Source organism: Shewanella sp. SM101 (assembly GCF_025654465.1).
Classification (GTDB): Bacteria; Pseudomonadota; Gammaproteobacteria; order Enterobacterales; family Shewanellaceae; genus Shewanella; species Shewanella oncorhynchi.
In genome coordinates this window covers 35,727-58,815 of record NZ_JAKKRH010000033.1, presented here as the reverse complement: position 1 = coordinate 58,815, position 23,089 = coordinate 35,727, and the positions used below count along the sequence as shown (strand labels likewise).

15 protein-coding genes are annotated in these 23,089 nt (G+C 47.0%); 8 read left to right on the top strand and 7 right to left on the bottom strand.

Annotation, left to right across the window (positions count from 1 at the left end):
* Positions 1 to 201 (top strand): transposase (locus tag L5M38_RS17285; RefSeq protein ID WP_263179804.1); only part of this gene is annotated, 201 nt, incomplete at its 5' end.
* 49 nt (positions 202 to 250) lie between these two features.
* Here the strand turns inward: L5M38_RS17285 and L5M38_RS17280 are convergent.
* Positions 251 to 847, bottom strand: coding sequence for an FxsA family protein (locus tag L5M38_RS17280; RefSeq protein ID WP_263179803.1), 597 nt, complete (start codon positions 845 to 847; stop codon positions 251 to 253).
* Positions 848 to 1,072: 225 nt separating this feature from the next.
* Here L5M38_RS17280 and cutA point away from each other — a divergent pair, with 225 nt between their 5' ends.
* The 5 genes from cutA (at position 1,073) to L5M38_RS17255 (ending at position 7,730) form a co-directional block, all read left to right on the top strand.
* Positions 1,073 to 1,396, top strand: a complete 324-nt coding sequence (gene cutA / locus L5M38_RS17275; RefSeq protein WP_263179801.1) for a divalent-cation tolerance protein CutA — start codon at positions 1,073 to 1,075, stop codon at positions 1,394 to 1,396.
* A complete protein-coding gene (locus L5M38_RS17270) occupies positions 1,393 to 3,228 on the top strand; it encodes a protein-disulfide reductase DsbD (protein WP_263179799.1) in 1,836 nt (611 codons plus the stop codon). Before cutA ends, L5M38_RS17270 begins: the two co-directional genes overlap by 4 nt.
* 181 nt (positions 3,229 to 3,409) lie before the next feature.
* Positions 3,410 to 5,065, top strand: coding sequence for a cation:proton antiporter family protein (locus L5M38_RS17265; protein ID WP_263179798.1), 1,656 nt, complete (start codon positions 3,410 to 3,412; stop codon positions 5,063 to 5,065).
* Between the two features lie 294 nt (positions 5,066 to 5,359).
* Positions 5,360 to 6,505, top strand: coding sequence for a galactokinase (gene galK, locus L5M38_RS17260; RefSeq protein ID WP_263176406.1), 1,146 nt, complete (start codon positions 5,360 to 5,362; stop codon positions 6,503 to 6,505).
* Positions 6,506 to 6,695: 190 nt separating this feature from the next.
* Entirely contained in the window at positions 6,696 to 7,730 is a 1,035-nt protein-coding gene (locus tag L5M38_RS17255) for an aldose epimerase family protein (protein WP_263179796.1), read from the top strand.
* 134 nt (positions 7,731 to 7,864) lie between these two features.
* On the opposite strand, the gene L5M38_RS17250 is transcribed toward L5M38_RS17255, so the two are convergent.
* Together L5M38_RS17250 and L5M38_RS17245 are read right to left on the bottom strand one after the other, a co-directional pair.
* Positions 7,865 to 8,269 carry a hypothetical protein gene (locus tag L5M38_RS17250; RefSeq protein ID WP_105251357.1) on the bottom strand — a complete coding sequence of 135 codons (405 nt, stop codon included), beginning with the start codon at positions 8,267 to 8,269 and terminating at the stop codon, positions 7,865 to 7,867.
* A 490-nt stretch (positions 8,270 to 8,759) separates the two neighbouring features.
* Positions 8,760 to 9,761, bottom strand: coding sequence for an NAD(P)H-quinone oxidoreductase (locus L5M38_RS17245; protein ID WP_263179794.1), 1,002 nt, complete (start codon positions 9,759 to 9,761; stop codon positions 8,760 to 8,762).
* A gap of 409 nt (positions 9,762 to 10,170) precedes the next feature.
* Between L5M38_RS17245 and L5M38_RS17240 the strand changes: the two genes are divergently transcribed.
* Positions 10,171 to 13,287 carry a M9 family metallopeptidase gene (locus L5M38_RS17240; protein ID WP_263179793.1) on the top strand — a complete coding sequence of 1,039 codons (3,117 nt, stop codon included), beginning with the start codon at positions 10,171 to 10,173 and terminating at the stop codon, positions 13,285 to 13,287.
* Between the two features lie 158 nt (positions 13,288 to 13,445).
* Here the strand turns inward: L5M38_RS17240 and L5M38_RS17235 are convergent, their stop codons facing one another.
* The 4 genes from L5M38_RS17235 to L5M38_RS17220 form a co-directional block, all read right to left on the bottom strand.
* Positions 13,446 to 15,263, bottom strand: a complete 1,818-nt coding sequence (locus L5M38_RS17235) for a sel1 repeat family protein (protein WP_317630250.1) — start codon at positions 15,261 to 15,263, stop codon at positions 13,446 to 13,448.
* Positions 15,264 to 15,463: 200 nt separating this feature from the next.
* Positions 15,464 to 18,535, bottom strand: a complete 3,072-nt coding sequence (locus L5M38_RS17230; RefSeq protein WP_263179790.1) for an efflux RND transporter permease subunit — start codon at positions 18,533 to 18,535, stop codon at positions 15,464 to 15,466.
* Complete coding sequence (locus tag L5M38_RS17225; RefSeq protein WP_263179789.1) at positions 18,535 to 19,734, bottom strand: efflux RND transporter periplasmic adaptor subunit; 1,200 nt, start codon at positions 19,732 to 19,734, stop codon at positions 18,535 to 18,537. Before L5M38_RS17225 ends, L5M38_RS17230 begins: the two co-directional genes overlap by 1 nt.
* Positions 19,735 to 20,030: 296 nt before the next feature.
* Positions 20,031 to 21,386, bottom strand: coding sequence for a leucine-rich repeat-containing protein kinase family protein (locus L5M38_RS17220; RefSeq protein WP_263179788.1), 1,356 nt, complete (start codon positions 21,384 to 21,386; stop codon positions 20,031 to 20,033).
* Between the two features lie 210 nt (positions 21,387 to 21,596).
* Here L5M38_RS17220 and L5M38_RS17215 point away from each other — a divergent pair, with 210 nt between their 5' ends.
* Positions 21,597 to 23,036, top strand: a complete 1,440-nt coding sequence (locus tag L5M38_RS17215) for a LysM peptidoglycan-binding domain-containing protein (RefSeq protein ID WP_263179787.1) — start codon at positions 21,597 to 21,599, stop codon at positions 23,034 to 23,036.
* Positions 23,037 to 23,089 lie beyond the last annotated feature (53 nt).

Sequence of the window (23,089 nt, the reverse complement as noted above, 5' to 3'; positions counted from 1 at the left end):
ATTCCAAGGCGCCGCTATAAGAATACACCTCAAGAAAGAGTCGATTGGTGCTTATATCGGTATCGACATTTAGTGGAGAATGCTTTTGGAAGAATTAAGCACTATCGAGCAATATCAACAAGATATGACAAGCTAGCAAGAAATTACGCCAGTATGGTGTCACTGGCGTTTATGTTAATGTGGCTGCCGATGTATTGCTGAACAACATTTGTACAGCAAAGATCAACAGACCCTAATACTAATACTAATACTAAGGCTTAGGATCTTTATCCTGTTCTTTGTCCTGCGCTTTATCAGAGAGTTGATGGCTAGCGGGCTTGATATCACTTGGATCGACTTTATGTTCGAAGTCCCCCTCAAACACATTACCGTCCTTTTTCACACTATCATCAAATGGCGCTTGGCCAAATGGGTCCAGTGGCTTAGGCCCAAAGGGACCTTGGCCCGCTTGAAAGCCACCGTGCATTGTGCCCTGTAAACCGGCAACAACCCGTAACTGCATGCGTTTGAACAACAAGGCAGCAATGGGGCGACGGGTTAATGGCGTCAAGAATAATAGGCCAATGGCATCGGTCACAAAACCGGGGATCACGAGCAAGATGCCCGCCATAGCTAACATCATGCCTTCGACAATTTCTTGCCCCGGTGCTTCACCGCGGGCGAGTTTTTGTTGTACTTGCATTAAGGTATTTAAGCCTTGGCTGCGAACCAGAGAGACCCCGAGCACGGCGGTAAACAGCACTAAACCTATGGTAGTCCAAGTGCCAAGCACTTCACCCACACGGATCAGCACCGACAGCTCTATTACTGGGATCAGCACAAAGAGTAAAAAAATAATGAAAAACATACCGACCTCAGGTTTATCTGACTATCTCTGAAAACTAAATGGGGGTTATCCGGTCTTAATTCAAGTCAGGATAACCATTAGGACTAAGTAAGGGAGCAAAACACTGATATTTAGCTCACCCTTTTGTTAACCCGCTAATGTATGAGACCATTAAAAGACGTAAAGTAGCCTAACGGAGTTGGCTTAAGCGAACTTTAAGATTCTTAAGAGACGATACCTAACACTATGCAGCATCAGTATTTAGTGATTAGCACTACCTGCCCCGATGAAGTACAAGCCAATACTTTGGCCCGAGCTTTAATTGAGTCGCGTATTGCCGCTTGTGTTCAGATTTCCGCCCCGATACGTTCAATTTATGCTTGGGAAGGAAAAATCTGTGAAGAGCAAGAATTTAGCTTACAGATTAAATGTTTACAAAGTCGATATACAGAGTTAGAACAACTAGTGCTTAGGCTTCACCCTTATCAAGTACCCGAAATTATTGCCGTGCCTGTGACCCACGGGCTACCAGCCTACTTAGATTGGATAAAAGACAACACTCAGCCATGAAAAAACTACTCAGCCTTATTTTCACTTCTTTATTGCTTCTTGCGCCCTTAGCTCATAGTGAAGGGGTTTTCGGTAACAAATTCGACTTCATGAAGGGTGAGCCTGAATTGATGCCTGTCGATCAAGCATTTGTCTTCGATTCCAAGCAAGAAGGTAATCAGGTCAAACTCAATTGGGTGATTGCCGACGGTTACTATATGTACCGCGACAAGCTTAAATTTAGCGTCAATGGTGCCGAGTTAGGCACGGTCGCTCTACCAAAGGGAAAGCCCCATGAAGATGAGTATTTTGGTAAGCAAGAAGTCTATTATACCTATGTCGATATTCCCGTTGGTTTAAAACAGGCCGATGAAAATGCCACGCTCACAGTGACCTTTATGGGTTGTGCCGAAGGTAAATTGTGTTATCCACCGACCAAGCATGAAGTCGTTTTAAAGGCGATTGCAGCCAACGATGGTTTAATTGCAGGCGCCGAATCAACCACGACGACTGAGCAAACCAGCACTGAGCCAAGCACTACCGATAAAGCCAATACGCAACCCATTACTCAGCAAGATACCCTGAGCCAAATGCTGTCGAACGACAGCTTAATTTGGACTTTAGTGATTTTCTTTGGTCTAGGTGTCGGTCTGGCATTAACGCCCTGCGTATTTCCTATGTATCCGATTTTGTCGGGTATTATTGTCGGCCAAGGGCAAAAGCTCTCAACCGCAAAAGCCTTTACCTTGTCCATGGCTTACGTCCAAGGCATGGCAATCACTTACTCTATCTTAGGGTTAGTAGTTGCATCGGCGGGACTAAAATACCAAGCGGCATTACAACATCCTGCCGTATTAGTCGTACTCGCGATTTTGTTCTTTGTGCTCAGCTTATCTATGTTTGGCCTATACGATTTGAAACTGCCATCGAGCTGGCAGGAGAAGATGAACTCAGTCTCGAATAATCAAAAAGGCGGCAACTTAGTTGGCGTGTTCTTGATGGGCGTGATTTCTGGCCTTGTCGCATCACCTTGTACTACCGCGCCGCTGTCGGGTGCACTCGTTTATGTGGCGCAAACCGGCGACCTACTCCAAGGTTTCTTAGCCCTGTATGTACTCAGCATGGGTATGGGATTACCTCTACTGATTATCGGCACCTCAGGCGGTAAATTATTACCGAGAGCCGGCGCTTGGATGGACATCATCAAGACTATCTTCGGATTCCTGCTGATCGCTGTATCTATCGTGATGCTTGGCCGTATTTGGACAGGCGTAGTATCCGATGTGCTTTGGTCACTGTGGGGCGTAAGCTTCACCGGCTACTTGATGCATCAGAACAAACTCAGTGAATTTAACTGGAAACAAACTGTACGTTCAGTCCTATTAACGCTGGCGCTACTGGCGAGCTTCTCCTACGGATTCCAAGCTGTGATGGAACACTTTGGTTTTAATAACAATTCCGTAGGCACTGCGGCGACGACCGAAGAAGTCCATGGCTTTAAACGGATTAAATCGATTGAAGATCTTGAGCAAGAAATTGCAGCCGCTACCGCCCAAGGTAAGCCTGTGATGCTCGATCTGTACGCCGATTGGTGTGTTGCCTGTAAAGAGTTCGAAGCCATCACCTTTAAAGATACCGACGTGTTAGCCCGCATGAATAAAATCGTGCTGCTACAAGCGGATGTGACTAAAAGTGACAAGGTCGATGTGGCCTTACTCGAAAAATACAATGTGCTCGGTTTGCCTACGCTGTTGATGTTTAACGAACAAGGTGAGCAAAGGGAAGATTTACGCGTGACTGGTTTTATGGGCCCCAAAGATTTTGCAACCCATTTAGATCATCTCGTGAAATAGTGACGATTTAGGCTTAGACCAGCGGAGTGATTTAGTTCACGCGAGTTTTAACGGCCAAGTGTATTTACCGCAACACCAATAAAAAGCGGACTTTTTTCATTAAAAGTCCGCTTTTTTATCCAAGTGTCATAGATTTCTTATACAATCACTTACAATTTTAGACTTTTTAGATTGGAGCATCATGGAACCAGGCATCCTCATTATTACACTCATCTGCGGCATGCTCGTCAGCCGTATAGGACTCCCTCCGCTCATCGGCTACTTAGTGGCAGGCTTTGTACTGTTCATCTTAGGAATAGATAAAGAAAGCCTGCCATTACTGCAAGAACTCGCCAGCCTAGGCGTCACTTTACTGTTGTTCGCCATAGGGTTAAAACTCGATATTCGTAGCCTGTTCAAGGCCGAAGTGTGGGCGGGTTCGAGTGTGCACTTAGTGCTATCAATCGTGATTTTTGTGCCGATTCTAAAACTCTTCGGCTTACTGGGCTTAAGCCAACTCACGAGTCTGAACCTAGAACAACTGACGTTAATTGCCTTCGCGTTAAGCTTCTCCAGCACCGTATTTGCGGTCAAAGTGTTAGAAGATAAAGGCGACGTGCAATCCCTCTACGGCCGGGTCGCTATTGGTATCTTGATTATGCAGGATATCTTCGCCGTACTGTTTTTAACCATTTCTAAAGGCGATGTACCTTCGGTATGGGCCTTTGCATTACTCTTACTGCCACTGGCTAAACCACTCATCTATAAAGCGTTCGACCGTGTCGGCCACGGTGAACTCTTAGTGCTCTTCGGCCTAGTTATGGCACTCGTGGTTGGCGCTTGGTTATTTGAATCTGTTGGTTTAAAACCCGATCTCGGCGCACTGATTATCGGTATCTTGTTGGCGGGCCACAAAAAGTCCTCCGAGCTGGCAAAATCCCTGTTCTATTTTAAAGAACTCTTCCTCGTTGCCTTCTTCTTAACCATAGGACTCAATGGCTTACCTACGGTATCGGATATCGTCCTCGCGGCGCTATTGGTGTTGTTAGTGCCACTCAAAATTCTGCTGTTTGTTTACATTCTTACCCGCTTTAAGCTGCGTTCGCGTACTTCTATGTTGGGCTCATTTAACCTAGGTAACTTCAGTGAATTCGGTTTGATCGTCGCCGCAGTAGCCACCTATAAAGGTTGGTTACCTCCTGAGTGGCTAGTGATCATCGCCGTGGCATTAAGCTTTAGTTTTTTACTCGCCGCGCCACTTAACGCCACCGTCGGTAATATCTACCAGCGATTCCAGCAGCGTTTAATCAAGCTAGAAAAACGCCCGTTACACCCAGAAGATAGACCCATCGCCATTGGCAATCCACGCTTTTTAATCTTAGGCATGGGCCGTATTGGTAGCGGTGCCTATGATGAACTCAGGGAACAATTTGATGGGGAAATTCTCGGTATTGAACACAAGCAAGACTTAGTCGACTTACATAAAACAAAGGGTCGCAATGTAGTGCAAGGTGACGCCTCAGATACCGACTTTTGGGAAAAACTCGACAGAGCACCTAATCTTGAACTGGTACTGCTAGCCATGCCGCACCACGCGGGAAATATGTTTGCAGTTGAGCAACTCAAAAAACTGAATTATCAAGGCAAAATCAGTGCAATTGTGCAGTACAGTGATGATGCCGCGGCGCTTCGCGAATCGGGCGTACACAGTGTGTACAACTTGTACGAAGCCGCAGGTGCCGGTTTTGTGGATCATGTGATTTACGAGCTGTTGCAAGACTCAGAGAAAAACGCCGCTCAAGCGGAAGATACTGTACAAGTGCCTGATCCTAAACTTAATGCGGAGCCGCACAGTTAAGTACCTGCTAATGCTGCATTAAATTAAAATCACGCCATAACAGGTCGCACAAACGAGCAGTAACATCCTCTGCTAGTTTGTGCGGCATCCAACTAAATGCTGACTAATCTTTACAAATCAATTAACTATATAAAACACTCAATACGCTATTTTGCCTCCTCATCCCAGTATCAATTTACTCATTGCAGCCTATCGCCATTTCAGCAAAAAATCTCAGTTACATCACTGACTCAGTCGTGATATAAATCGATGACGGTAACGAAATTAGCTCAGCTTTTTGGAATTTTTTACAGCATGTCAAACCCTGCGCAACGCGCCACTAAGTTATTTGTCCAAACCTTTGGCACTAAAGCCGATGATTTATATCAAGCCCCAGGGCGAGTCAATCTGATCGGTGAATACACGGATTACAACGACGGTTTTGTACTCCCGGCAGCCATTAATTTTCATACAGTGATTGCGGTAAAACGCCGTGACGATACTAAGTTTCGAGCCGTCGCCGATGCGTTTCCCGGACAAATTAAAGAGTGGGTTTTCGGCCAAGAAAACGACATGGACCCGCAAGATGGCTGGGTGAATTACCTCAAAGGTTTTACTGCAGCTATGGCGCAAACTGGCTTATTAGCCAAGGGCTTAGACTTAGCCATTGTGGGCGATGTGCCACTTGCCGCAGGTCTTTCATCTTCGGGCGCACTCGTTGTCGCCTTCGGTACAGCCATTAGTGATACCAGCCAACTGCATTTATCCCCAATGGCGGTGGCGCAACTCGCACAGCGCGGCGAACACAGGTATGTTGAGTCGGCCTGTGGCATCATGGATCAAATGTGCAGCGCCATGGGTGAACAAGACCATGCACTCCTGATTGACTGCTTAGATCTCGATAGCGAAGCCATTCCCATTCCAGAAAACCTAAGCCTTATCATCATAGATGCCCATATCGAGAAACAACGCTTAGCCGCGACCAACGAACAACGTCGCACTGAGTGTGCACAAGCGGCAGAGTACTTTGGCTTAGATGCACTGCGTCACCTCGATTTACGCCAACTAGAAAGCGCAAAGGCCGATTTAGATGAAGTGCTATACCGCCGAGCGAAACACGTAGTCACTGAGAACCAAAGAACTCAAAATGCTGCCCGCGCCCTAGAGCAAAATAACATCCAAAAATTCAGTCGTTTAATGGCAGAATCCCATGCTTCACTGCGTGATGATTTTGAAGTCACACTGCCCGAATTTGATACTTTAGTTGAAATTGTCAGCCAAGTGATTGGCGAGCGGGGCGGCATCCGCATGACCGACGGCTGCGTGGTCGCCTTGGTCGACCATGAACTGACCGACGCTGTCGTGGCCGCCGTTGAACATGAGTTTTTCGACAAAACCGCCATCGATGCCACAGTGTATTTATGTTCCGCCAGCGCTGGCGCGGGTCGCATCGATAACTAGCCAGAACAGGCAATTTGCTAGAACAAGCACTTAGCCGCACTAAAATCAAAAACAACCTAATAGAGTGACTACGCCGTCGATAGCATACGAATTCATCGCTGAACTTTATGCTGTTGATGGCAAATAATAGGGTTAACATACTCATTTAACACAATAAGCAGTGAGCATATTCAACACAGAGGGAAGCTAAATGGTACGTTTCAGTGTTTTGGATCCTTGGACCGATCCCCGCGGCGGTGAAATCGAACGGGTTCGGATCGACAATGGCATACTCGCATTAGAAGTCATCAGCTTAGGCGGTATTATCCGCGCTCTGTGGACACCTGATAAACACGGCGAACGTGCTAATATCGTCTTAGGTTGTGATAGCGCTGAAGATTACTTGACCCAATCGGCTCATTTAGGTGCCATTGCTGGCCGCTTTGCAAATCGCATTGCTAACGGCAAAATGCACTATAAAGGTCATGATTATCAGTTAGATGTAAACCAAGCGACTAACTGTTTGCACGGCGGCCGTGAGGGTTTTAATCGTAAAAACTGGCAACTAGGTCAACTCCCCGATGGTGTGCGTTTGACCTTAATGAGCCCAGATGGCGACATGGGTTTCCCCGGTAATTGCACAGTTCAGCTGGATTACCGCCTCGCAGGCAATAATTTGTACGTAGAAATCTTAGCCTCCGTCGATAAAGCCTGTCCCGTAAGCCTCACCCAGCACAGTTATTTCAACCTCGATGGCACAGAGACCAATCATGAGCATCTGATGCAAATCGATGCCAAGCGCTATCTGACCATGAACGATGTCAGTGTTCCCACTGGGATTGCCCAGACGACAGGGTCGATTTTCGATTTAAGTCAACCAATACGCTTAGGCGACAAGCTGCATGCCGCTGAACTCGCAAGCACTCGCGGTTATGACCACTGTTATATGATGAATAATCCCGATGGCTCACTCGCCCGTTTTGGCTGTTTAAGCAGTCCCATCAGCGGTCGCGCTATGACGATTTATACTAATCAACCGAGTGTGCAGCTGTACTGTGCTAATTTTTTAAATGGCACTGTAGGTCGTAATCAACAGGTATTAAATCAACATCATGCCGTGTGTTTAGAGCCGCAGATGCTGCCAGACTCACCGAACCAAGGCGAGCGCTTTGGTGATGACGTTTGGTTAATGCCAGGCAAGGTTTATCACCACATTAGCCGTTATCAGTTCGATGCCGATGCGTAGCCATTCGCAATAAAAATTGAGAAAACGAGGAAAAGCACGATTTAGCAGAAGGGAATAAATAAAGCGATAAGGAATAAAATAAACACTACTTTATTCCTTACACTCACAGTGTTAGCCCTTAGGCCGACACTGTGTTAATCATCAAAATCATCGCCCCAATCATCGTCAAAATCCACGCCAACGGCATCAGATTCGACTTCTGGTTCAACTTCAGGCTTCGCCTTACGTACAGGCGCAGTTTCCTTCACGTTGTTCAAGTCAATGCGAGCTTGATGTTTACTCATAAATTGAGATCTTGCCGCCTTCCATGCACCACCAAACTTAGCCTCAGCAGCTTTTAACGCAGCCTCATCTAAGTCGTATAGGTTCACTTTGACTATATCTTCCACATACTCAATGATCGCATCGCGATCGGTATTGTATAGGTAGATACGTCCTGGGGAGGCATCGGGCAGCTGGTTGTCATGGACGACAATCGCGTTGCCTTTCGATGTTCTCAGCTCACCATACCAAACCTGTTTCTTTGCTGTGTTATACATATATGCTAATACCCTTAAATCAACACATACACCATGAGTTTTTTAGCCTGAATAAGCGAAGCATCGCTTGCTTTGATCCACGAATAGCGCCTGAAAGTCTCTGACGTTTTCAACTGGGTATTTTTACAGAATATTTCCGATAATCAATGCCTCATACCATGAAATTTTCACTAATTACGTATTAATTTCTGCCAAAGTACCCAAAAAGTTTAATCATTAACGACTTTAGTCTAAAAAATCGACGCGGCAAGTTTTATTCCCAAGAAAAAGCAATCATATCTATGGTGTTTGATGAGTCATCAACGTTAACAATTGGAGGTTGCTGTAAAGTTAACCATCAAGGTTATCCATGAGGATTTAATTACAGCGCTACAAACTCATATTTACCGAACAATGACTAAGCCACTATGATGTCAGAATGTCTTCTAGATTGACTCGAATGGCAGCGACTTAAAGCAAATATGTCGCTGCAAAATCCAGTATGCCTAGCTCAAATGACAGTCAGTATTACTTTGCCCCTGTGCTCACCCGACTCCATCAAAGCATGGGCTTTAGCGGCCTGTGCTAATGGAAAGGTTGCAAAAATATTGGGGACAATTTTATGGGCGTTTAACAACGGCCAAACTTTCTCAAATAATTCAGCGGCAATTGCTGCTTTGGCCTCCACGCTCTGCGGTCTTAGGGTCGACCCTGTCCACATGATACGTTTTGCCATCAGGCGGAAAATCTCGACCTCGGCTTTAGGCCCCCGTTGCATAGCTACCGACACCATACGCCCGTCCATCGCTAAGGCTTGTAAGTCGAGATTGATAAAATCACCACCCGCGATATCAAATACCACGTTTACGCCCTTATCTTGAGTGAGTGCCATCACAGGTTCAACAAAGTTTTGAGTACGATAGTTGATGACTTCAGCGGCGCCAAGGCTCAAGCAATAATCGCGCTTCTCATCCTGTCCCGTCGTCGCTATCACTTTTGAACCCAGCGCACTGGCCAACTGAATAGCCGTACTACCAATGCCACCTGAGCCACCGTGGATCAGTACCGTCTCGCCCGCTTTGAGTCCCGCACGCATGAACAGGTTGCCCCATACGGTGAAGAAGGTTTCTGGCAGCGCAGCTGCCTGCACATAACTAAAGCCCGTTGGAATAGGCAAACAATGGGCAGCATAGGTGAGCACATACTCGCCATAACCGCCGCCCGGCACTAAGGCGCATACCTTATCGCCAACTTGCAATTGGCTCACGCCGTCACCGAGGGCACAAATATCCCCAGCAACCTCAAGACCAATAATCGGTGATGCACCCGGTGGCGGTGGATACGCGCCCACCCTTTGTTTAACATCGGGGCCATTCACTCCTGCTGCATGCACGCGGATCAACACTTGCCCCGCCGCAGGGACAGGCAAAGGTGAGCGCGATAGCCGCATCACCTCGGGCGCCCCAGGTTGCTCAACATGAATATGGGTGTACTCGCTTGGTAAAGCTGACATAAAAGCTCCTGTGAGAATGGCACCAACCTAATAGCAGATTGCTATGCTTAAACGGTTCGTTTGCTAAACCTTAGTGCGGCTAAGCTAGCGCAATTTCAAGCCAAATAGCCACAGTTATTCCATTCTATATTCCATCGCACTAAATCAAGCGGCTGACGTTAACCATTTGAACTGAAAGCTGAACCTAAGCTGAACAGAAAAGATGTATCAAAAAAATATTTTGACAAATACTAGATATATTAAAAACTTACAGCCATTATTCTGAGGCATTATTTGCTGGCTGCGATGTTTGTCGCGCTATTGTTATCACGCAAATAATCCAATGAGGTTTGATGCAAGTCTGTGTTAAATGCATCAAATAACGCCCAAGGAAGATCTGCTTTGCAGACTAGATAACTACGGATACACAATGAAAAACACACTACTCTTCGCAGCAATTAGCTTAGCGATTGCAACTCCCGTTCTTGCCCATAACACTCATGCAAGCCCCCCATTAGGCAACAACACACCAAACAGTTCACCAGCTCAACCCGTCCCGCCACCGCCCTCTGCACCAATTAGCTTAATTGAATCACATAGACCGCTACTGCGGGAGACGCCATTGATGGCATCCCCTAATGATCCGACGATGACAGAGCAGCCTAAGATTCATTCACGCCAAAAACGTCAGATAGAGGTCTCGGAGCAACCCCCACTTAAGTTGCAGAATCGTAGCGCCGCGATGCAAGTCAGCGACTGCAGTGACTTTGTTGGGAAATCAGGTCAGGCATTAGTCAATGAACTGAGCCAATCGACTCCCGAATGTGTCGGTAAACTCTATAGCCTCAAAGGCAGTAGCGCGACCGCACTATTTAGCGAGGCCAATGTGATCAGTGTCGCCAATGCCATTGCCACTAAAGCAAAGGACTACACTGGGGTCGATATTCAGCATCTTGAGTCCCATATTTACTTTGTCCGCGCCGCCCTCTATGTGCAGTTTTACAGCCCAAATGATGTGCCCGCTTACAGCAATGCTGCTAAGGTCAGCTTAAAATCTGCCCTTAATGCGTTATTTGCGAACGCTGCGATTTGGACTGTCTCCGATGCTAATGCTGGCGTGTTGAAAGAAGCCTTAATCCTGATTGACTCTGCCGAGCTCGGCGCCGATTTTAATCATGTCACCATAAAAGTGCTAACGGACTACGACGCTAACTGGCAAGCCAGTTTCGCCATGAACGCCGCAGCCAACTCAGTGTTTACCACCTTATTTCGCGCTCAATGGAATGATGACATGCAGGCGCTGTTCGCGCGTGATCAAGGGATTTTAGATGCGCTGAATAACTTCCAACTCGAACATCGCAACTTGTTAGGCACCAATGCAGAGTACCTTTTGGTCAACTCAGTTAAAGAGTTATCTAGGCTGTATTACATTGATGCCATGCGTCCACGAGTGACCCAGCTGGTCAAAAACATTCTCAGCAGCACCAGCAAAACCGAACCGAGCAAAGTGCTTTGGTACGCGGCGGCAGAAATGGCCGACTATTACGATCGCAGCCATTGTAACGATTACAATATCTGTGGTTTTAAGGCGCAGTTAGAAGCCGATGCTTTACCTTTTAATTGGAAATGCTCCGACAGCCTCAAGATCCGCGCCCAAGATCTCTATCAAGATCAAGCCAAATGGGCCTGTGATGTGCTGACCAGCCAAGAAAGTTATTTCCACAGTAAACTCGAAACGGGCATGCAACCCGTGGGGCAGGATAACAACGATGACTTAGAGCTAGTGATCTTCGGCAGTTCGTCTGAGTATAAATCCTTAGCCAACAGTATCTTTGGTATCAGTACCGACAATGGTGGCATGTATTTAGAAGGTTCGCCCGCTGGACTCAAAAATCAGGCACGTTTTATCGCCTATGAAGCCGAATGGCGCACGCCAGATTTCCACGTCTGGAACCTGCAACACGAATACGTACACTACCTCGATGGACGCTATAACCTGTTTGGTGACTTTAGTCGTGGCACTTCGGCCAATACCATTTGGTGGATTGAAGGCCTCGCAGAATACATCTCTTACCGTGACGCAAACCCTGCGGCAATTGCCATGGGCGAAACCGGTGAGTATATGTTATCGACCATCTTCAAAAACAACTATGAATCTGGCCAAGACCGCATCTATCGCTGGGGTTATCTAGCGGTGCGTTTCATGTTTGAACACCACAGGGACGATGTGAGACAGATTCTGGCCTACCTACGCAACGATCAATATGCAGAATATCAAGCCTTTATGGATAATATCGGCACACGTTACGATAACGAATGGCAGGGTTGGCTCGCCAGTGGTTTAAGCACGGCTGACGATGGCATAGTCGATAAGGGCCCGAGTGATGTCGACGCTGAGCCCAGTGGCCGCGAAGGCAACTGGACAGGACCAGCGGGCACAATCAGTAAGGATTACTCGCCTTGCCAAGTGACGAACGAAGCCTACCGTTACACTGAATCGGCCAGCCTGAAAATTGATGTGCCGATGGAATGTATCGATTCAAAACTCGGCCGCGCCAGTTTCAGCTTCACCAATACCAATCGCACAGCCCAAGAGCTTTGGATCAAGATTGGCGGTGGTTGGGGAGATGCCGACATTTATTTCGATTCTAGAGGCTGGGCAAGCCCTGAGCAAAACCAAGGGGCTGGTATCGGTAATGGTAATTATCAAGTGATTAAGGTGCAGTTAAACCCTAACGAGTATTGGCACTACATTACCTTATCGGGGGACTTTGGCGGCGTCGATATGCAAGTCAGCACCACTGAGCTATTTGCTGAAATCGACCCCGAACTGGGGGATGGCGGCGTGGATCCTGAGCCACCAGCCAATTGTGGCGCAGTGACCTTAGATTACGGTAAGCTCACCCTAGGCAAAAATGAGTGCATCAGTGGCGGGCGTAACAGCTTCTACTTCTGGGTTGAGGAAGATAATACCCAGTTCACTGTCACCACTAAGGGCGGCTCTGGGGATGCCAATATTTACTTCAATGCCAGTCAGTGGGCCGACGCAGATAATGCCGATGCAAAGAGCGCTCAAGCAGGAAATCAAGAATCGCTTAGCTTCAGCGCCAATCGTGGCTGGCGTTATATCACGATTGATACTGCCACTGAGTTTAGCGGCGTAACACTGACCTTAAGCACAGGCACCAGTAACACACCCGATCCGCTGCTCATTGCCAACGCCTGCGCGACGCAATCACCCTTAAGTTATGGTGAGCTCAGTGCTGGCAAAGCCATTTGCACCGCCGATGGGCGCAACGATTATTACCTTTGGGTACCAGAGGGAACTAATCAGCTAAGCATCAACTCCGCCCACGGCAGTGGTGATGTTAGCCTGTTTTCGGGGACGACTTGGGCGAATGCTCAACACTTCGATGCAGCCTCTGTAACACCCGCCAATACGCGGGAAAGCATCACAGTCAATGCACCAAACGTGGGGTGGTATTACATCACAGTGCAAAGTGAGCCCCAGAGTGCGGGAGTCGCACTGCAGGTTGATTTACGCTAGTTTGATGACTCACATCGCTTAAGTAAGCAGTTTTAGCCATTACGCATAAATCAAGCATTTGAATAAATAGCAAAATCCCTGCTTCGGCAGGGATTTTTATTGAAGATAAGCTGAATAAGCGACACTGACGTCATAGAGTCTTTAGCGACAATACGTTATTAGCGCATCCCTTCGAGCACTTGCACTCTCTCCTTGGCCCTTGCTGCATAGTCGTTTGAAAACCGCTCTGCCATTTCAATGCTCTGCTGATAAAGCGTTAACGCTGCTTTAGCATCGGCCGGTCCACCCTCGCCTTTATCTAACAGGGTTGCGAACTGGAAGTAAGCATTGCCTAGAATATCCGCCTGCAAGCCTTGTTTGGCACCCAAGGTTGTCACTTTTTCTAACCAGTATCGCGCGTTAACCGTATCTCGATAGGGTTCCAATAGCAGGATATTGGCAAATTCAGCGGCGGCGTAAAGATCTCGCTCGGCGGCAATTATCCAAAACTCCTCGCTCTGCTCAAAATCCTCTTTAAAGTAGTAATAGGTTTCGGCAGCATCTCGCGCTAAATCAGGTTGAGCTTTAACGCTTTGACGATAATTTTCCAATGCCGTTGTGGCATTAAAGTAAGGGGAGCAAGATAACACTTGATAAAACGCCATCAGACTTCTTGCCTCAGGCAACCCTTGGGCAACTAGCTGATTTAACTGCTGCCATGCTTGCGTTTCACGAACCATATCCGCACCTGTATTAACCAAGCCACGCTCGATAACCGATAAAGGTAAACGGATTAACTCAAGCTTTGCCGCGTTATCGCCAAAGCTCGCAGCGCGTTCCAGCCAATAGATCTTTTCATCGGCACGCCCCGCGTAACCCGCTTGATCTCGCAGCCAATGCAGCGCCTCAATATCGCCAGCTTCAGCGGCTTCACGGTAATATTTCTGTGCCTTAATTTTATCCTTGGGTAAGGCGTGCCCAAGCTCATAGATACGTGCTAACAATCGTTTATCAGCAGCCTTTGAACTCTGAGCTAAGGTATTGATTTGTGATTCAGGTTTACCATAGGCATACAATTCCACATCACCGTTAGCATAAGTATATTGAGTACCATCGGGATAATTCACTTCAACCGTATCAGGCTGATACCAGACATTGACCTCATACTGCTCGGCAATCTGTGGATTAAAATTCACCCGCATCACAGCCTCATCACCGCGGCGAATCGCTTGAGTATAAGGACTAGCCCATAGGCTAGAAATTTGCTGCAAACTGCTTTTCAGCCTAGCCTCGAAGGGTTTGTCTTCCTTAGGAGAATGAATAAATACTGGATAGTAAACTGGCGCTAAAGATAAAGGCGTAGTCGCAAGCAACGAATTATCCGCCTCGCTACCCGCATGAATAGGATCGATATTAAGTTCATGACTTAAATAAAAATCATCGTGGGGTGACACTTGAGTCGGCAACGTAGTTTGGCTAGCAACTTGTGCCGCATCCACAACAGAAGTGCGCTGCAACTTAGCAAGGTATTGTTGTTTAAGTGCTTTAGCCCTTTGCCACAACGGATGGTTCGGCAGTATTGTCACATCGAGCATTAAATCCTCAAGCCGCCACTGACAATCGCCGCCACCATTCAAAGCTAAGGGCAGCGAAAACTCACTCGCTTTACTACCACTGCTAATCACTTGCCGCAGCACTGAGGTTTCTTCGAATGTCGCGCGGTAGGGATTAGCAATATCACCACTGGGAAAACGGATTTCCTTTCGAGTACAAACAGATGAGACGTAATAACCGACAAGTTCTAATTGCGTATTAGCAGGTAATACACCAACGAACTCGAAACGCGAACTGTCTACAGGTGCAGTCACTTGATCGACGGGCAACTCACTACGAAATAAAGAATCCCAAAAAGAGGCCATGACGGGAGAGGCAAACATCAATCCAGCCGAGCAAGCCAAATATAAAAAAGCCCTATGAAAGCAATGTAACAAACTCATAATGCCAGCTCTCCGTCGCTGATGAGGCAAATCCACTCGCACTTAAACACTCGCTTAAATACAACAAAGATCATTAAGTTATCGACAAAAAATTAAGCCAACGCGTTTAGCCGTTGGCTTAAATCATAACGTATTTACAGGCAAGTTGAACCCATGCCTGTCAGCCTAGGGGCGATAAACCCCAGCGCATAAAACTCAACTTAAGCACTTCGCAGTCTAGCAAGCACATCCTTGGCCTTCAATTCCGCCATAGCGACATAGGCCACAGGCACTACAAATAACGAGAAGAAAGTGCCCGCTAACAGACCTCCGACTAAGACTAAACCTATGTTAGCTAACCCTAACGAGCCCGGTCCCGATGCCAAGGCTAAAGGAATCGCACTTAAAATCATGGTTAAAGACGTCATTAGAATCGGTCTTAAACGAGATTTGGCACTGCTTCGCGCCGCCTCAATCGCACTCAAACCTTGGTCTTGTTGCTTGTTGGCAAACTCCACCAGCAAGATACCGTGCTTAGTCACTAGCCCCACTAAGGTTAATAAACCAATCTGCGAATAGATATTCACACTCTGGCCAAACAAGGCTAAGGTCAATAACGCACCGACAATACACAAGGGCACTGTCAGTAAGATAATTAAGGGATCGACAAAACTTTCGAACTGCGCAGCCAAAATCAAATAGATAAACACCAATGCCAGCAAGAATAGCGACTGAGTGCCCGCCTGCGAATCCATAAGATCCTTCACCACGCCATTGTATTTAAAGCCTTGGGCATCATTAAGCAATGTCGGTAATTGTTCATCTAAGTAGGTTTTGATTTCATCAGTTGAATAACCGGGCATAATATCTGCCGTCAATTCAGCGCTATCAAGACCCATAAACGTCTTAATGTTAGATTCTGCCGTAGTCTGTTTAATCGACACAAATTGCGACAATGGCAGTGCTTGCCCAGATTCAGAAGTGACATACAGCTTATTCAACACTTTAAAATCACTCAGTTTGTCTAAGTTTACTTGCACTTGAATAGGATAAGTAAAACCATCGGTAGCATGTAAGTCCGCCGCCTTCACTGAGCCAAGAAAGGTAGAAAGCGCATTAGTGACATCACCATAACTCACACCTGAAAGGATAATGGCGTTGCGATCGATAGACAGATCGTAGCGTAGTTGATCCCTAAGCACTGAGTTGCCTACGTTATTCAGGCCAGGATAATCCTCGAGTAACTTTTGCACTTTGGCGGCGGTTTTGCTGAGTTCGTCCTTATTCCGATCTAAGGTCGTCAGCTCTAAACGCAAATTATTGGCAATATTGAGATTATTTGCTGAGCGAATGCTAAACGACATGTTATAAGCAGAAACGTTTTCCTTTGATGTTGCAATCAAGTCGCTGATCACATCATCTATACCCTCACTGCGCTCACCCCAAGGTTTGAGTAGCACATGGTTCACTGGCTCTCCCTCGATATAGGACAAGTTAGCCCCAACCGCGGGATGCTCATTCATCACGCTATTAAGCTCAGCATTGTGATTGAGATGATACTGCCGACCGACACCGGTAGGACCATTAGACGCCACATCAATAAAGCCAGAGTCCTCCGCAGGCAAGAGTATTTTGGGTAATTGCCAGTAAGCAATACCCGCAAGACCCACCAAAACCACAGCCACACCAAACATCAAGCGCTTGCGGAAAAACCACTTATTCAGCTCATTGATATACAAATGATTTAACTGCTGCAGCGCATTCTCGACTCGGCTAAACCATTTAGGGTGTTGCTCAGTGGTATTGATAAGATAAGCGCTCATCATAGGCGACAAAGTTAACGCCACCACGCCAGAGATCATCACGGCCGCTGCTAAGGTAAAGGAAAATTGCCGAAACAGATCGGCGGTTAAGCCCGACATTAATCCGATCGGCAGATACACGGCGGCGAGCGTTAACGTCATCGCAATGATAGGGAAAATGATCTCCTGACAGCCTTTAATCGCCGCATTGAAAGGCGTTTCACCGTTTTCAATATGGCGATAGCAGTTCTCGACCACCACAATGGCATCGTCCACCACCAGGCCAATGGCCAAAATAATCGCCAGAATAGTCAACACATTGATACTAAATCCGAGCGCCGACATCACAGCAAACACCCCAATCACGCACACGGGAATGGTAATAATGGGGATCGATGCCGCCCGCAGGCTACCCAAAAATAACACCACAATCAGCGAAACTAAGATCACTGCTTCAATCAACGCAGAAAATCCTTCGTCGATGGAGGCTTCAATAAAATCAGCTTGGTTATAAGCCAAGTTCATTTCTAAGCCTTGGGGTAAATGTTTTTGCATGCGTGCAATTTCGGCTTTAATGTTCGAAGCCACTGTCACTGGGTTAGCGTTGCTCAGCGGTAAAATCTGCAATGACATTGCACTATGTCCACCGATAGACAACATACTCGGCGACAGACTTTCCTCGCCCATCACCACATCGGCGACATCGGACACGCGGATGATCTTACCCTCGCTGACCTTAATCACCAGATCCTTCACGTCTTCAAGCGTTTCAACTTGATTCAAAGGGTTAATCGAGAAATCCCGCGACTTACCTTTGATCGCACCCGAGGTAAAACTGGCATTGTAAGAGCCTAACGTGCCCACCACATCGGCAGCTTTAATATTCAGCGCCTTCATTTGTTCAGGATTGAGCCAGACTCTGACCGCCTTTTGTGAGCCACCATATGGCCCCCAAACGGCACCAACGCCTTGAACTTGTTTGAGTTGCGGTACTAACTGCTGGCTAATGTAGTCGTACATAGCCTGCTTTTCCATGCCACCCGCGTTCACAAAGGTGATGATATTACTGGCCGAATCCGTGGCCGAGGTATCGTCGGTGACTGTGGGCTTATCTATCATGCTCTGGGGGAAATCGTTAATCCCTTCGACGCTGCTACGCAACTTGTTCATTAAGTTGGTGTATTCAATATCGCTGGTGTCATCATTGAATTTAATCGTTAATGAGCAACGCCCCTCGCTACAGTCGGTCGACATGGTATCGACTTTATCTATGCCCGAAGCCGCTGCAATCAACTTATCGGCCACATTGCTCGACATAAAATCGGCGCTCGCCCCTGCAATCGACGCATTCACAGATGCAGAGTGGGTGGTATGCTCAGGGAAGTATTGGATATCGAGTTTTTGAAAGGCAATCAAGCCCAGTAACACAGCCATAATACTGAGTACGGAGGCGAAGATAGGATGACGAATACAGACTTCGGGTAAACGCATTATTCAGCCACCTCAATATTTGGAGTTGAGCCTGAATCAGCACCTTTGTCAGCGCTTGATGTTGCCGCTTTATCTGCAGTGTTTCTATCCTGCACGACTTTGATCTTGCTATCGGACTTGAGGTTTTGCATACCCGTTTTAACGACTAAATCGCCTTCGGCTAAACCTTCAGTCACGACGGCATAACCGTCATTCGTATTTTGAGCGAGTTTAACCACTTGCTTTACTACGCTATCGCCCTGCACTAGCCAGACAAAACGTTCATCGTTATTGGCAATAATCGAATTTTGCGGCACTAATAGACGTTTAATCCCTAAACTATAGAACTGCTTGATGTTGGCGAACATGCCAGGAGCAAGCTTAAACTCAGGGTTTTCAAGGGCGGCATGCACTTCAACCCGTCCTGAGCTTTCGTCTACCGCTGGGGCAACATAGTTAACTAACCCTTTGAATACCTTATTACCATAGGCCTCAACAGTCACATTCACCTTTTGGCCCTTTTGCGCCTTGCCTAAATCCTTCTGACTGATGGCATAACGCACTTCGACCGGATTTAAACTATAGAGGGTGACTAAGGCCGTACCAGCACCAATTTGACTGCCGATAGACTGACTAAAGCTGGTCAACTGACCATCGAAGGGAGCCTTGATCAGGTAATCGTTCATGGTGGCTTGTTTCTGGCGAAAATCCGCATCGGCCAGATTCACATTTTCCCGTAGCTCATCCACATCTTGCTTAGCAAGCGCAAAGGGTTCTTTAATCAGTAAGTCTTCGATACGCTCCAGCTTAGTTTTAGCCAGTGCTAAGGTGCTCTTGGCTTTGTCTAAATCAGCCTTGGCTTTAATGTTGTCCTGCTCGGTAATCACTTGACCTTTAGTCACTTTGTCGCCGTTACTAAAATGAATCGCGCTAATTTTTTCGCTAGCATTAAAGTTCAGCGTGGCTGAATCGATAGCGTTGATTTTACCGACTTCATTCACTACATCGGCAAAGGACGTTTCTTTAACGGCCTCGACCGTCACAGGGATGATGTCGACCTTGTCCGCCGACATCACGGCCATAGGGGCTAAAGCGAAAACACTCGCCAGTAGAAACGGCAAAGGCGCGAATAAGGGCGCCTTTGAGAGATGATGGGAATGGCTTTTTAATGAAATATCGCATGCACTGCGTGCTCGTTCAGTTACTCTTTGTGTAAACATAGTATGCAAACCTATCGTTCTTACTATTCAACGGACATCCTATCCGACAACAGCAAACCGGATTGAACCCAAAACTAATACCAAGTCCCCCCAAAGTGCCTGTTTCAGCAATTTGAGGTTATTTGGGTATACAGCCTATAGGCTTAATCCCAGTCAGTGCCAGTAAAAACTCGGTTACACAACCAAATAAAACAATAACTTAACGATAAACTTAATAGTGAGCACTTAAATCACACAAACAACCATAAAATACAGCAAACTTGAAACAAGTGTAGAGCCAGCCTATTAGCAAGCCACTATTTACCTTTTAACAGGGCTCCGATGGCCTTTTTCACATCTGCAAAACAGGGGCGCTGAGCCACATCTAACTGCATGCACTCGTCTTTAATCGCACTCAACTGTGTGTAGTACAGAGGGCCAATCGAGGCACTCACATCGGCCGATGCATCCACATAGGCCAACAGATCTTCAATCAAGCAACCAAGCGCCCGCACTTCAATAGCTTCTATCGCTAAGCGTTCTGCTGTCGATAGATTGCGTAAGTTTGATGCCGCACCAAAATCCCCAAACAATAAGCTCATCTGTTGATTAACCATAATATTATGGGCGTAGACATCACCATGACTTACTTGTTTGGCATGCATGTGCGCCATTGCATCGGCCAACTGGTGTGTGATTTTGGCGACTTCATCAAGGCGAAATTCGCTACCGTCTTTAAAGGTATCGCGAGTGCAGGTGACAAGACTTGGTGGTAGCCCTAAGTTACTAAACCCTGGCGGAATAAGTTCCATTACTAAACCCAATTGATCTTTCTGGCTAATGTGCGCCACGACCTTAATAAGGCTGGGATGATCACCCGTTGTGAGACAGCAATCTAACTCGTCAGCGGGATAACCATCGCTCGTCACTTCCCCCTTAAAGAGTTTTACCGCAATCTGCGCCGACCCCGTCGCGGCTATCATGGCTTGATTCAACCAATCGCCTCGATAAATGACCCCAGAAGCCCCTTCGCCAAGCTTCTCAGCCAACTTGATATCACCCAGAGTCACATTCGCCACTGTGGCCACATCGGCGTGGGGATCGACTAAGGTATGGCTGAATGGATTTCCCGCAAAGGCGAGCCAAGTCAGTTTAGGCAAACTGAGTAACCAAGCTGGCAGTGCGTGGAGTTGATTGGCCGATAAACGCACTAACTCTAAGTTGCGGCAATTGGCCATCGACTCGGGCAATGCTGTTAAACGGTTACCCGCTAAGGCTAATTTTTGCAGACGATGTAAATCGCCCATGGCCGCAGGCAATGTCTCAATGAGGTTATCAGTTAGGATGAGCCAGCGGGTTTGCAGCGGTAATGCCGCCGCAGTCACTGTTTTGATTTGATTGGCCTTAAAGCCAATCATCTCTAAATTTGTGCAGCGCCCTAATGCCTCAGGCAAATGTTCAAAGCGATTATTCGAGGCGAAAATTATCTTTAAATGCGATAAGCGGTGTAAATCCTCGGGCAAAGTGCTCAGTTGATTATTCGATAAATCGAGGATTTCGAGGGAATCGGCTAAATCAAAAATCTCCCGCGGGAACTCGGTTAAATCCTCAACCAATTGTAAACGTGTGATCCCTTGTAACTGCCCTGCCCTTAACTGCGCTAACGTCTGCACTTTGCTACCCAAGTTAATGAAAAATCGCGGCTATGGTAGCGTATAAATCGATAAAGCTAAACGCAGGATCTGCAATCAAAGGGCGGCACAATCGGCCTTAAGTCAACTTTGATATGATAGGTAAAACTTGGGGGAGCTATCCAGAAACTCGAAAACAGATTAGCATGTGCACCAATATGGAATGCCCAGTCAACTCATCACAGGACAATCATGCGGACACATTTTCGCCAAACGCACTCATTTACAGTGCTTATGCTTGCCATGCTAATGGCCCTACTGAGCGGTTGTGCTACAACATCAGCAAGCCCATCAACCACTGAATTCAATGCCACAGCAAGTAATGTCAGTAACGATAACGACCACTCGCCACAACAGCATCAAACACCTCCCGAAGTGGTTGAGCAGTACAGCGATGTGTGGGAAAAGATCCAACACGCCAATACCATTGATGTCCATGATGATGCCGAAGTACGTAAACAGCGTAACTTTTTCGATGATAAACAAAAATTTATGAATCAGGTTGGCGATCGCGCCGAGCCATTCTTGTATTACATAGTCAGCCAGCTCGAAGCGCGTAACATGCCATTAGAATTGGCGTTATTGCCCATAGTCGAAAGTGGCTATAACCCTTTAGCACAAGCTAACGGCCCCGCAGGACTGTGGCAAATGATCCCTGCTACTGGACGTAATTTTGGCTTAACGGTGAATTCAGCCTACGATGGCCGTAAAGATGCGCTGGCCTCAACCGATGCAGTGCTCGACTATCTACAGCACCTATACGACACCTTAGACAAAGACTGGATCAACGCCGTTGCCGCCTACAATACCGGTGAGCTAGTGATCAAAGCCGCCATTGATAAAAACAAAGCCAAGGGCAAACCTACGGACTTTTGGTCACTGGGTATCCCCGCTAAGCGAGTACAAACAGTCCCTAAGTGGCTGGCATTTATTCAGATTATTCGAAATCCCAACCACTACGGTTTAAAAGTCCCTCCTATTGCTAACCGCCCTTTCTTGGAAAGAGTGCCAGCACCTAATGGCGTAGATATTGGCCAGATTGCTAATGCAGCAGGGCTCAGCAAAGCAGAATTTAAAACCTATAACCCAGGCTTTCGCCAAGGTGTAATCCCCAGCAAAGGCAAATATCAAATCGCCTTACCGCTGGAAAACATAGGTCATTATCAGGAAAATCAAGACAAGCTCTACGCTCAAAAACGCTATGACAGCCAAAGCTATATCGTCAAATCTGGCGACAGCCTAGGCACAATCGCAGCCAAGTTTGATATGTCAGTGAAAGCATTAAAACAGGCCAACAATCTGACATCTGACCGCCTAAAAATCGGCCAAGAGCTCACACTGTTAACGCCAATGGCGGGCAATGATAATGAGCCTGAACCCACTAAAACTAAGGCGAAGGCCGATAAGAAAGCCAGCAGTAAGCCATCAAGCAAGGCGAATAGCACTGCCACCGACTCAACATCGGCCGATAAACCGGCAACGAAAGCGGCCACGTACAAGGTAAAATCCGGCGATTCGCTGGATAAAATCGCCCGTAAGAATAAGGTTAAACTGGCTGACTTAATGAAGTGGAACCAGCTCAATGGCAAAAGCATTATTAAGCCAGGCCAAGAACTGAAAATTTCCGAATAACGATTGTAGTTTGAACGGCAAAAAGCCCAACAAAGCGCGGTTCCAAACGCTGT